11 protein-coding genes are annotated in these 12,218 nt (G+C 70.3%); 6 read left to right on the top strand and 5 right to left on the bottom strand.

Going from position 1 to position 12,218, the window contains the following annotated elements; genetic code table 11:
- Positions 1-34 precede the first annotated feature (34 nt).
- The 3 genes from VF632_RS10795 to VF632_RS10785 all read left to right on the top strand — a co-directional run bounded on the left by VF632_RS10795 (position 35) and on the right by VF632_RS10785 (position 3,963).
- Positions 35-2,191, top strand: a complete 2,157-nt coding sequence (locus VF632_RS10795; protein ID WP_331022893.1) for a PAS domain-containing sensor histidine kinase — start codon at positions 35-37, stop codon at positions 2,189-2,191.
- A gap of 985 nt (positions 2,192-3,176) precedes the next feature.
- Positions 3,177-3,389: a hypothetical protein gene (locus tag VF632_RS10790; protein WP_331022892.1), complete on the top strand. Its 213-nt coding sequence runs from the start codon at positions 3,177-3,179 to the stop codon at positions 3,387-3,389.
- Positions 3,390-3,498: 109 nt separating this feature from the next.
- Entirely contained in the window at positions 3,499-3,963 is a 465-nt protein-coding gene (locus VF632_RS10785) for a hypothetical protein (RefSeq protein WP_331022891.1), read from the top strand.
- Between the two features lie 18 nt (positions 3,964-3,981).
- Here the strand turns inward: VF632_RS10785 and VF632_RS10780 are convergent, their stop codons facing one another.
- The 5 genes from VF632_RS10780 to VF632_RS10760 form a co-directional block, all read right to left on the bottom strand.
- On the bottom strand, positions 3,982-4,404 hold the full coding sequence (locus VF632_RS10780) for a hypothetical protein (protein ID WP_331022890.1): 423 nt from the start codon (positions 4,402-4,404) through the stop codon (positions 3,982-3,984).
- A gap of 162 nt (positions 4,405-4,566) precedes the next feature.
- Positions 4,567-4,974: an SgcJ/EcaC family oxidoreductase gene (locus tag VF632_RS10775; protein WP_331022889.1), complete on the bottom strand. Its 408-nt coding sequence runs from the start codon at positions 4,972-4,974 to the stop codon at positions 4,567-4,569.
- Complete coding sequence (locus VF632_RS10770; RefSeq protein ID WP_331022888.1) at positions 4,964-5,560, bottom strand: TetR/AcrR family transcriptional regulator; 597 nt, start codon at positions 5,558-5,560, stop codon at positions 4,964-4,966. The genes VF632_RS10775 and VF632_RS10770 overlap by 11 nt, the downstream gene beginning before the upstream one ends.
- 113 nt (positions 5,561-5,673) lie before the next feature.
- On the bottom strand, positions 5,674-6,411 hold the full coding sequence (locus tag VF632_RS10765; RefSeq protein WP_331022887.1) for a LytTR family DNA-binding domain-containing protein: 738 nt from the start codon (positions 6,409-6,411) through the stop codon (positions 5,674-5,676).
- Positions 6,408-7,388, bottom strand: coding sequence for a sensor histidine kinase (locus VF632_RS10760; protein ID WP_331022886.1), 981 nt, complete (start codon positions 7,386-7,388; stop codon positions 6,408-6,410). The genes VF632_RS10765 and VF632_RS10760 overlap by 4 nt, the downstream gene beginning before the upstream one ends.
- A gap of 236 nt (positions 7,389-7,624) precedes the next feature.
- On the opposite strand from VF632_RS10760, the gene VF632_RS10755 reads away from it, so the two are divergent.
- The 3 genes from VF632_RS10755 to VF632_RS10745 are packed head-to-tail and all read left to right on the top strand — an operon-like array spanning position 7,625 to position 12,092.
- Positions 7,625-9,079, top strand: coding sequence for a serine hydrolase domain-containing protein (locus VF632_RS10755; protein ID WP_331022885.1), 1,455 nt, complete (start codon positions 7,625-7,627; stop codon positions 9,077-9,079).
- Between the two features lie 53 nt (positions 9,080-9,132).
- Positions 9,133-11,403, top strand: coding sequence for a protein-disulfide reductase DsbD family protein (locus VF632_RS10750; protein ID WP_331022884.1), 2,271 nt, complete (start codon positions 9,133-9,135; stop codon positions 11,401-11,403).
- The gene (locus VF632_RS10745) at positions 11,400-12,092 is read left to right on the top strand and encodes a redoxin domain-containing protein (RefSeq protein WP_331022883.1); all 693 of its coding nucleotides are present in this window, start codon (positions 11,400-11,402) and stop codon (positions 12,090-12,092) included. Before VF632_RS10750 ends, VF632_RS10745 begins: the two co-directional genes overlap by 4 nt.
- The last annotated feature ends 126 nt before the right edge of the window (positions 12,093-12,218 follow it).

The following is a 12,218-nucleotide window of genomic DNA, read 5'->3' as shown; positions in this document are numbered from 1 at the left end:
CGGCACGCCCGTCTGGTACCCGTAGTCCTCTCGCATGCACAAGCACACCGTGGATGAAGGCGCAGACCGGGAGCGCGGTGCGTCCCGGCCGGCCGACGTTCCCCCCGCCGACCGCCTGATCGCCGCACTTCCCGGGCTCTTCCTCATCCTGCTGGCCGACGCCCCGCGCTACACGATCGTCGCCGCGAGCGACGCCTACCTGAGCGCCACGCGGTCGACCCGCGACGGCCCCCGGGGGATCGTCGGCCGCGGCATTTTCGAGGCGTTCCCCGATCCGCCGGAGGACCCGGACGCAACGGGCGAGCAGAACGTCCGTGCCTCGCTGGAGCGTGCGGCCGCGACCCGCGCGCCGGACCCCATGCCCGTGCAGCTCTACCCGGTGCCGCTGCCGGATGGGACGTGGGAACAGCACTACTGGAGCCCCATCCACACGCCCGTGCTGGATTCTGGCACCGGCTGCGTGACGCACCTGATCCAGCGCGTGGAGGACGTGACGGAACAGGTGCGGCTGCAGGCGTCGCTGGACCGGCTCTCCGGCGAGCACGCGGACAGCGAGCGGACACGCGCGGCGGCGGTGGAGGCGGTCGCCGAGCTGAACCAGGAGAGCGCCGCGCTGACCCGGGCCAACGAGATGCTCCAGGAGCAGACGGCCGAGCTGGAGATGCAGACGGAGGCGCTGATGGAGAGCGAGGCGAAGTACAAGTCGCTCTTCGACAGCCTGGATAAGGGGTTCTTCATTGCCGAAGTGCTCCACGATGCGGACGGCCGCCCGGTCGACTACCGGTACCTGGAGGCGAACCCGGCCTTCGTGGAGCACTCGGGCATCTCCGACCCGGTCGGACGCACGGCACGCGAGGTGATCCCCCGGCTTGAGGAACACTGGGTGGAGATGGTGGGGCGGGTGGCGGCCACGGGCGAGCCCGCGCGGTTCGAGTCCGCCGCCGAGGGGCTGGGCAGATGGTTCGACGTCTTCATCTTCCGCGTCGGAGCGCCCCGGGACCGGCGCATCGCCATGCTGTTCAACGACATCAGCGCCCGGCGCGCGATAGAAGGGGAGCGCGAGAAGCTGCTGGGCGAGCTGCAACTGGAGCGGGCACGGCTGGCCGACGTGTTTCGCCAGGCGCCCACGTTCCTGGCGGTGCTGCGCGGGCCGGATCACGTCTTCGAGCTGGTGAACGACGCATACTACCAGCTCGTCGGCCACCGGGAGCTGCTGGGAAAGCCCGTGTTCGAGGCGCTTCCCGAGGTGCGCGACCAGGGGTTCAAGGAGCTGCTGGACCGCGTGCTGGAGACGGGCGAGCCCTTCGTGGGCCGCGACGTACCGCTGCTCGTGGAACGCCAGGCGGGCGCCGCGCTCGAGGAGCGGTTCCTGGACCTTACCTACCTTCCGCTCATGGAGGCCGACGGGACGTGGTCGGGGGTCATCGCGCACGGCGCCGACATGACGGCGCAGGTGCTCGCGCGGCGCGAAGCGGAGCAGGCCCGCGACGAGGCACAGGCGGCGAACCGCGCCAAGAGCGAGTTCCTGGCGGTGATGAGCCACGAGCTGCGGACCCCTCTCAACGCCATCGGCGGGTACGCGGAACTGCTGGAGATGGGAATTCGCGGGCCCGTGACGCGCGCGCAGCTGGACGACCTGCGGAGGATCCAGCTGAGCCAGCGCCACCTGCTTGGGCTGATCAACGAGGTGCTGAACTACGCCAAGCTGGAGACGGGCACCGTGGATTTCGACATCACGGACGTTCCCGTGGGGGAGGCCCTTGCCGCGGCGGAGCTGCTGGTGAGGCCACAGGCGCGCAGCAAGGGTCTGACGCTCTCCATCCCCGCCGCCCCGCCCACCCTCGCCGTGCGAGCCGATGCGGAGAAGCTGCGGCAGATCCTGGTGAACCTTGCATCCAACGCCGTGAAGTTCACCGATCCGGGCGGGCGGATCGAGATCATGTGCGCGAGCGCCGGCGACCGCGCCTGCATCCAGATCCGCGACACGGGAATGGGCATTCCGCCGGACAAGCTGGACTCGATCTTCGATCCGTTCGTGCAGGTGCGCAGCGATCTGTCACGCCCTCACGAAGGAACCGGGCTCGGACTGGCCATCAGCCGCGACTTGGCGGTTCGCATGGCGGGCGACCTGACCGTCGAGAGCGCCCTGGACGTGGGGAGCACGTTCACGCTGACCCTGCCGATAGTCTGATCGTTCCGCGCCGACTCCCGTTCACTCCCCGCTTGGGGAACATCTCAGTGCAGGAAGGTCGCCCTGCAATACGGGTCGCGGTAGACTATGTTGCCCTCTACGTCGTACAAACAGGAGCAGTTCGGATCCGTTTCCATCGGTGCCTCTCATGCGTGGAAGTCAGGCGTCGCGGACATAGACGAAGCTAGATGAAGACGTCGCAGAACACAACTTTAACGACGTAAATAGCTGTCGGCTGCTGTCGGATTTCAGGTGGCCACACCGGACTAGCTGTTGCAGTTCGTACCTGTGACGCCGGAACACCAGAGCTTGCGCGCGAGTAGCACGCGTCGCCCTTCCGAGTCACCCCGACCGCGACCTCCGTGCGCCCTCCACTCAGCCGCTCCATCCCGCGGACTCGCGAGTTGCGCCGCTCGTACGTAGCGGTGGGGCTTTCCGCCGCCGTGCACGGGGTGCTGGTGTTCGTCATCGCTCTCGCCCCGCGCGCGCCGGACCGGTCACCACCAACGAGTTATCGGCCTGCGGAGCACGTTGCGTACATGGAGCTTAGTGCGTGGCCTGGCGCGTCCGCGAGTCCCTTCCCTGCAGGCGCGCGGCCCGAGAGCACAGGGACGGTGGCGCCTGGCCCGAGCCCGGGCCGCGCGGCTCCTGCCGTGGATGCGAACCGCCCGGCCGTCACCGCGCATTCCGCTGAGGCAGCGGGCCCGGCGCAGTCCGCTCTTCACCAAACGGAGCCGGCGCCGCCCGTGGTGGGGGGCGGCGCCGGCGCGGCGGGCAGGGACGCGCGGCTGCGTCCGGAGTACGGTGATCCCCGGCTCGTGGCTCCGCCAGCCCGATCAGTGAGCGCGCTGGGCGACGCGGCGCGATCGAGACGGAGTTCCGCGTCAGGTGGCGGGCGTTCCGCGACAGCATACAGCACGACATCGACCGCGAGCGGCTCGCGGCTGACTGGACCTGGAAAGACCCGAGCGGGCGCGCGTGGGGAGTGCGCAACGGCGAGTTGTTCATCAACGGCCAGCGCACCATCGCCATGGAGACGTACGGCGAGCGCGACCAGGCCCGCGCCGCGCGGATGCAGGCTACGGCCCGGCGCGAGATCGCCCGCCAGGCCGAGGACATCGAGCGGGACCGCTACCTCCAGCGAAACCGCGCTCCCCGCTCTCGCCCCACCCGGGACCGCGGCGAAGCTCGCCCCTGATCAGACGCGGGCCGCGGCAACCGTGGTGGACCCGCCGGGGCTGCCGCAGATTGTGCGTCCGTGGGAGAGGGCGTTCCCGCCAGGAGCCACGCATCAGGGACGGGACATTATGTCGCACGGCGCGCACAAGGAGCCGCTCTATCGGAAGGTGAACACCCAGACGCACCGTGTACACCACGACGTGGGCGGCAACTTCCGTACGGAGCGCCAGGCGGCGGGGGAATCCGACGCCAGCCGGGGCGCCATGCACGGCAAAAGCCGGCGGGGGCTGGACTACACGCCGCTGTTCAGGTTTCTCCTCTCCAGGGTGGGCTCGGAGTGGAACAGCGTCTACAGCGAGGCGATCGCGCGGCTCGATCGTCCCGATCCCATCTTCTGGCTCGTCGCGCTGCACGAGCACGAGAGACAGGAGAAGGTGCGAGTGGGCGAGTCCAGCTACTACAGCGGCCTGTACATCGACGCCGCCGGGATCCTGCAGCTCGTCAACCCCGATCTGCGGCCGCAGGATCTCGTCCCGTATTGTACGTGCTGCACGCACACGTTGAACGCCGTGCGTTTTGGCTCGCGGCCGTAGGCTACTCGGGTCCGCGCGTCAGCGTTCCTGCAGCAGGATCGTCACGTTCTTGGAATATCCCGTGGCCGTCAGCTGCAAGGGGGCGTTGATGCCGCCGACCGTCGTGTAGCTGCCCGTGAACGTGCCCTGCACGGCGCGGCCTTCGAAGGTCATCCCGCTGAAAGTCAGGCTCAGCTGCGGACGCTGAAAGGTACCGGTCACGGTGATGGGCACCGAGTTGGCCGCCGCCGCCTCTTTCATGGTGCCGCTTCCCGACACGGCGTTCCCCGATCCCTGCTGCAGCTGAAAGTCCAGCGTGAGCGTCGGCGACGCTCCGGTCCACGGGCCGACGACGGATGCCAGCGTTGCTTCGAGTTCGTTCTCGATGTCCTCGCCCGTAGGCAGGCAGGCTCCGGCGGCCAGGGTCACGACGAGCAGCGGGATGATTCGCGAGAAACGCATCGGGTACCTTCAGTAAGGGGGAGGACATCCGCGGGGCAGTGCATCATAGCCGCGCGGGCCGCTCCGAACAAGAAACACAGGTTTTTGAAGGCGAGGCGGCGCGTCGGGACCGGGCGCCGCCGCCTCGTGCGTGGATGGAGAATCGCGCCGTCGCTCCCGTCCTTATGCGCGAGGCGCCTGGAGAACGAGGGTGTTGTGGAACGCCGTGATGGCCCAGCGGTCCCCCTCGCGGACGACCACGGCGGTGATCCGGGACTGGTTGGTGCCGGGCAGCGGGCCGGAGGGAGCGTCGAGGGTGGCGGAAACCGTCGCCACGAAGCATCCGGGCACCACTTGCCGTGCGGAAGTCACCTGGTAGCGGACGGTGCTGCCCTTGTAGATGGTGTCGAAGATGTGCTGGTGGCCCCCGCCGATGGCCACTCCGTCGCCGTGGTGGTGGGCGCCGCGGACGTCCACGAAGTCGGTCACGTCGGCGAAGGGCTTGCCGAAGGCGGCCCCGTCGGCGGCGTTCCACGCCGTCTCCAGCTGCGCGAACAGCTCGGTGGCGATCGCGGTGGGATCAGTGCTCAAGAGTTCCTCCCTCGGTTGTGGTGAGAAGTGACCGGGTGAACACCCGGAGCAGGCGTTCCTGGAGCTCCGCGGGTGACCATCCACGGTTCTCCAGCAACTCGTACGTCGTGGACGCGCTCACCACCGCGGTCACGAAATCGGTGGCGGTGGCGACGGTCCACGCGGGCTGCAGCCGCCCCTCGGCCTCCAGCCGCGTCATGACGAGCCTGATGAACTGGTCGCGGCCGCGGGTGCGCTGGCCAAAGGCCTTCATCAGCTCCGGGTCGGTGGAGCGCGCGAACTCCACCGCCCTGTACTCCCGCAGCACCCTGGGGGTGAAGGCGACGTGAAAGGCCAGCAGGGCGGCGAGTGCGTCGACACCGGTGGCAGCCTCGAGAATGGGGCTGCTCAGGCGGTCCGCATCGAGCTTCGCACGAGCATGGTCCGCCACCGCGACGAGCAGGTCTGCCCGCGTTGGGAAGTGCGCGTACAGCGTCTGACGCGATACTTTCGCCTCCCGTGCGAGACGGTCGTAGGTGAACCCGGCCCCGACTTCGGTGCCCAGCAGGCCCACAACGGCTTCCAGAATCCTCTCTCGCGCGTTCATTGGACATAATGTATCAATATGTTGGACATGGTGTCAAGCAGATGAACGTGCCGTCGTCCGCCCCGGCCATCAACGCGCGGCGGGACATCCAGGTGAATCGACCGGCACACGTGCTACCGGCCCAGGCTCCTGATCTCCTGGGCCTTCGCGCGGCTCACCGGTACGCGCGCGCCGTCCATCAGCTCCGCTTCCAGGTTGCCGCGGGCGTCGCGCCGGAACGCGCGCACCTGGTCCAGGTTCACGATGTGGGTGCGGTGCACCCGCACGAAGCGCCGCGGATCCAGGCGCGCCTCCAGGCGGCTCAGTGAGAGATGGAGCAGGTGCTTGGCGTGGGCCGCGTGCGCGGTCACGTAGTCGCCACTGGCCTCGAACCACGACACGCGCTCGACGGGGAGGGGAACCAGCGTTCCGCCCACCCGCACGAAGAGCCGGCTGATGGGTCCGCCCGCGAGTGCGCCGCTCAGCCGCTCGAAGGTGTCGGCGGGGGCGGGCTCGCCGAGCGCGGTGCGCACGCGCTCCATGGCCCCCGCCAGGCGCGAAGGCCCGAACGGCTTCAGCAGGTAGTCGACGGCGCCGAGCTCGAACGCGGTCACCGCGTGCTCGGAGAACGCCGTGGTGAAGATGACGAACGGCGGCCGCTCCAGCCGGCGCAGCACGTCCGTCCCCAGCAGCCCCGGCATCTGCACGTCCAGAAAGACGAGTTCCGGCCGCAGCGCCTGGATCTGCGTGACCGCCGACTCCCCGTCGGCCGCCTCCCCGATTACCTGCACCCAGTCGAACGCAGTCAGCATCGCGCGCAACCCCGCGCGGGCCACCGGCTCGTCGTCGGCGACGAACGTCGTCACCTTCACGCATTCCTCCCGCGGTGCCGCGGCACGACGAGCACCGCCTCGTATCCCCCGTCCGCGGCCGGGCCGCATGCCAGCCTCGCCGCGCTTCCATAGAGCACCGCCAGCCGCTCACGCAGCCGCGCCAGCCCCGTTCCTGTCCCGGCGCCGGAGGCGGGGGCGGGCTTGCCGTCTCCCGAGTTGCGGACCGAGAGCGTCAGCTCGGACGCGGTGCCGGCGGCGGTGATTACGATCTCCGTCGCCGCCACGCGTGGCGCAGCGCCATGTCGGACGGCGTTCTCCACCAGCGTCTGCAGCGCGAACGCGGGTACGCGCTCGTCGAGTAGATCATCCGGCATGTCCGCGCGCACGATCAGCCGCTCGCCGAAGCGGATGCGCTCCACGGCCAGGTAGCGATCGACGAAGCCCCATTCATCGCCGAGCGCCACCTCGTCGCGCTGCTCCTCCAGCGTCGCGCGCAGCAGGTCGGCGACGAGTTCCGCCGCCTCCATGGCGCGTGCAGGATCGACCGGGATCAGCTGCACGACGGTGTGAAGCGCGTTGAAGAGAAAGTGCGGGTGCAGCTGTGCCCTCAGCGCCGCCACCTGCGTCCGCGCCGCCATCGCCTCGGCCCGCGCGGCGCGCGCGCTCCCCTCTACGGCATGGGCCACCCCGGCCACGATGGCGTAGAAGATCGTTCCGAGCATCAGGTGCATCTCTACCCGGCTGCCCCCCTGCACGTCGGGAACGTATCCGGGCACCAAGCTCTCGAGCGTGACCGAAAGGGCGTACCAGGTCAGCGCGGCCAACGGTGCGGCCACGAGGTGCAGCGCCGCGAACCGCAGGCGGAACGGCTTGGGCCACGGCACCCGTCGGGCGAGGCGATAGACGAGGAAGGCGACCGCGGCCCCGGTGCCCATCCCGATCACGGCGGCCGCCTTCTCCCCTTCGCGCCACACCGGCGCGGCCTGTTGGAGAGAGATCATCATGATCAGGTGCATCGAACGTCTCGCCGGGCGGATGGATGAAGGCGCTGCGTGGCCTCTGATGATGATACGACCCTTCGGCCCCGACTGGCGACGTCCTTTCGCCCCATTCGGCGGTTCCGATCTACCGTTGGGCGAACGGTGACTGATGATGACTCTTGCCATCAGTGACCCACAATATTAGTGTACTAGGTAACTCGTACACCAGCGTGTCACTCCATCTCCGCGCTCCGACTCCCAAGGTGCCATCCATGTCCAGAACATTCCGCTTCGTCCTCGCATCACTGCTGGCCGCGGCCCCGGCGGTTTCCGCTGCCCAGGCGCAGGAGGCCAGGATTGCCCGGGGCCCGGTGAGCGGCCAGCAGCCTTCCGCGACGGCGCTCGCGGCGCTCGCCGATTCCCTGGTGAAGGCTCAGCTGCTCGCGCAGGGCGTGCCCAGCGCTTCCATCGTGGTTACGCGCGGCGGCGAGACGCTGCTGCAGCGCGCGTGGGGGATGGCGGATGTGTCAGGGGGCCGCGCGGCGGACCCGAACACGGTCTACGCCATCGGCTCGAACAGCAAGCAGTTCACCGCCGCCCTGCTGCTCAGGCTCGTGGACCGCGGCCGGCTGACGCTCGGCGATTCCATCGGCCGCCACCTGTCCGGGCTCCGCCCCGAGTGGCGGGCGATCACCATCGAGCAGCTCCTGAACCACACCTCCGGGCTGCAGCGGAGCTACGTCGACCGGTCGCGCATCCAGGCGAACCTGCCCGGCGACTCGCTGATCGCGCAGGCGGCGCGCGACACCATGGCCTCACGGCCCGGCACGGCGTTCCTCTACTCGAACACCGGGTACATGATCCTTGGTGTTCTCGTCGAAAAGCTGTACGGCAAGCCCTACGGGGCGGCGCTGCGGGACGAAATCGCGCGGCCGCTCGGGCTGTCCGCGCTCCGGTCGTGCGGAGAGGTCGCGGCGGGCGCCGGGGCCAGCGGATACGTGCGCTCCGAAGAGGGGACGCTCTCGCCGCCCCCCGCCGTTCATCCCTCACAGCAGCTCGGCTCGGGCGGCGTCTGCTCCACCGCGGCGGACCTGGCGAAGTGGAACCGGGCGCTCCACGGCGGGCGGGTGCTCTCCGAGGCCTCGTACCGGGCGATGACCACGCCGCGCGGCGCGGCGGTGACGCAGGACTACGGCTTCGGGCTGACCGTCGGCCCCGCGCCGTGGGGCGCCCCGGCCATCACGCACGGCGGCCAGGACGTGACGGGGTTCGTCTCGGAGCACGGCTGGTACCCGGCCGATTCGCTGTCGGTGACCCTCCTGTACAACGTCTACCCCCGTGTGGCCGCCGGGGGCACCCACGTGATCGCGGCGCTCGCCCTGGGTCACACGCCGCCGACCACGCGCACTCCGGCGCCGCAGCCCGCCGTCGCCGGCACCCCGGCCACGGGCATTGCCGGAGAGGACGCCCGCCGGCAGTTCGTGGGCGAGTACGAGATGCGGCCCGGTGCGGTGTTCAGGGTAAGCTTCGAGGAGGGCTCCTTCGTCGTCACGACACCCTGGGGCGAGAAGGGCGCGCTGGTGCATCAGTCGGGGGCGACCTACGAGCGCGGGAGCGCTGGTTCCGGGAACACCATCACCTTTCTCGCCGACGCTGATGGCCGGGTCGTGGGATTCGAGGCGCGGGATGCGGGGAGCCCCGGACGGCGCCTGCGGAAGATCCGGTAGTCGTGCGTCCCCATAGCCTCCCGACGCATGCACTTCAAACGCGATCCATCTCGATGATCCGCAACCGCATTCTCGTGGCCGCCCTCGCCGCGGCCCTGCTCCCGGCCTGGGCCACGGCCCAGTCACCGCCATCGCTGGTGCGCGCCGCGTCCGACCGTCCCGTCGAGGTCGAACTCCGGAGCGCCGCCCGGGCGGTGGCGCCGGGTGACACGATTCCCGTGGCCATCCGGCTGCGGCCGAACCCGGGGTGGCACACGTACTGGCGCCACGCGGGGGACGTGGGCAGCGCGCCGGAGGTCACCTGGCGCCTGCCGGACGGCTTTACCGCCGCTCCGCTCCGCTGGCCCACGCCGGAACGCATCGAATCGCCGCCGCTTGCGTCATACGGCTACGAGCGCGAGGTGCACCTCCTCGGCGCGGTGCACGTGCCGTCGTCCGCGCGCGTGGGGTCGACCGCGAACGTCGTGGCGGCCATCTCGGTGGTGGTGTGCGAGCTGGAGTGCGTCGCGGGGGACGTGGAGGTCGCGCTCGCCGTGCCCGTGGCCGTCCGAACGATCGCCGACGAGACCGTCGCCCGCGCGTTCGCCGCGGAGGCCGCGCGCGTCCCGGCGCGGCGTGACGGCTGGACGTTCAGCGCGGCAGTCGATTCCACGAACGTAGTGCTGCACGCGTATCCGCCGGGTGGAGCCGCGATCGCGTCGGGAAGCACCTCGCCTCGCGTGGAGTTCTTCATCGACTCGACGGCGGTGATCGACCACGCGGCGCAGCCCCGGGTTCGCGAGTGGCCGGCCGGCCTGGAGCTGCAAATCGGCCGCTCCGCGTACGCGGCCGGCACGCCGTCCCGCATCACCGGGGTGCTCGCGATCGACACCGCCGCCTCACCGGGCGGCGGCGCGCCCCGCATGATGCTCGAAGTGGATGCCCCGGTCGTCGCCATGGCGCAACTCGCCGCCGTGGCGCCACCTGCGCCTGGCGCGGGCGCGGGATGGGTCGCGCTCGCCACCGCGGGGCTCCTGGCCCTGCTCGGGGGGACGCTGCTCAACCTGATGCCGTGCGTGCTCCCCGTGCTTTCGATCAAGGCACTGGGGATCGCGGAAGCGGCCGCACACGACGCGCGTACGGCGCGGAGGCACGTGCTGTTGTTCGGGGCCGGCGTGCTCGTGTCGATGTGGGCGCTCGTGGGCGTGCTGCTCGCCCTTCGCGCGGCCGGCTCGGAGGTCGGATGGGGCTACCAGCTGCAGAATCCCGCAGTGGTCGGCGCACTCGCGCTCGTCATCTTCGCTGCGGGGCTGAACATGGCGGGCGTGTTCGATTTGATGCCGGTTGGCGGGAGCCTCTCCGCCGCGGCGAGCCGGGCCCCCCGCGGCGTGGAAGCCTTTTTGGGGGGCGTGCTCGTGACCGCGCTGGCCACGCCATGTTCCGCCCCCTTCCTCGCTGCGGCGGTCGCGTACGCGGTCACGGCGGGGGCGGCCGCGTCGTTCGTGGTGTTCACGGCGCTGGGGCTGGGCCTGGTCTGGCCGCTGGCGATGGTGGCTGCGGTGCCGCGTCTGCGTGCATGGCTGCCCAAGCCCGGTGCCTGGATGGTCACGCTGCGCCAAGTGCTCGCCTTTCCGCTCTTCGCGACCGTCGTGTGGCTATCTTGGGTGCTCGGCCGGCAGGCCGGGGTGAACGCGCTGGTCGCGCTGCTCGCCGCGTGCACCCTGCTCGCGTTCGGGCTGTGGGCGCTCGGCCGGTTCGGCACCCTGGCGTCACCGGTGGGCCGCCGCCGACTCGCCCAGGTGCTCGCACTCGCGTCAGCCGCCGGCGCGTTCGCGCTCGTCTCGGGTGCGCGCGCGCTGGGTGCATCGGCGCCGGGCGGGGTGCAGGCGGGGAGCGCGGCGGCGGCCGAGGGCGCGCTCGCATGGCGGCCGTACAGCGCGGCGCTGCTGGAGGCACAGCGCGACAGCGGCCGCATCGTCCTGCTCGATTTCACGGCCGACTGGTGCCTCACGTGCAAGGTCAACGAGCGCGTCGCGTTCGGATCGGAGGCGGTGCGAACAGCGATCCGTGACCGCGATGTCGTGCTGCTGCGTGCCGACTGGACCACGCGAAGCCCCGCCGTGACGCGCGCACTCGCCGCATTCGGGCGCACCAGCGTGCCGTTCGTCGTCGTCTACCCTCGGGCGCGCGGTGCGGCGCCCATCGTCATGCCCACGCTGCTTACCTCCGGCATCGTGACCGGCGCGCTGGAACGCGCCGCGGCGTCACCATCCCCAGCCCCAAGGCCGGCGGCGCCGGCCAGCGGCCGAATCCAACCCTCACTGACCCTCGAAGGAACCTTATGACTGACACGACCATCACCCCGCGCCGCTCCCGCAAGCGTCGCATCATCGCCGCGGTTGCCGTTGCCGTCCTGCTGCTCGGCGGCATCGCCGCACGCCGGTTCATCGCCGCGCACGAGGACCCGGCGAGCCTGCCGGACCTCCTGACCGTCGGCAGCCCCGCGCCAGCATTCACGGCGACCGACACGCGCGGCCAATCGCACTCGCTCGTCGGCTATGCGGGGAAGTGGGTCGTCCTGGAGTGGTTCAACCACGGATGCCCGTACACCAAGAAGCACTACGCCTTGGTGAACGGGGTAGGGAACTCGCAGGCCATGCAGCAGGAGTACACCAGGAAGGGGGTGATCTGGCTCGTGGTCGTGTCGTCGGGCCCGGGAAGGCAGGGATACACGAACGCGGAAAAGGCCGATGACATGGCTCGCGACAAGGGCGCCGCGCCGACCGCCATCATCCGCGACACGGCGGGCGTGCTCGGACGGCAGTACGGCGCCCGCAACACGCCGCAGTACGCGATCATCGATCCGCAGGGTGTGCTTCGCTACGCCGGTGCGATCGACAACCGGCCTTCGCCGAGCACCAAAGACATCGCGGGAGCCACGAACTACGTCCGCGCCGCGCTCGACGCGGGGCTCGCGGGCCGCCAGATCGAGGTCGCCCAGACCCAGCCCTACGGCTGCGAAGTCAAGTATTGAGAGTTGGCGGACGGCGGTCTTGTCGCGGGTAGCCACCTTCGACTGCAGTGGTGATTGTCCCGTTGCATAGAGCCCGGGGTCCCGTCGTGGACCCCGGGCTCCTTCTCGTGTGCCAGAGTGCGTCCC

It is taken from the genome of Longimicrobium sp. (genome assembly GCF_036388275.1).
In the GTDB taxonomy this organism is placed as follows: domain Bacteria; phylum Gemmatimonadota; class Gemmatimonadetes; order Longimicrobiales; family Longimicrobiaceae; genus Longimicrobium.
This window is presented reverse-complemented; position numbering and strand designations above follow the sequence as displayed.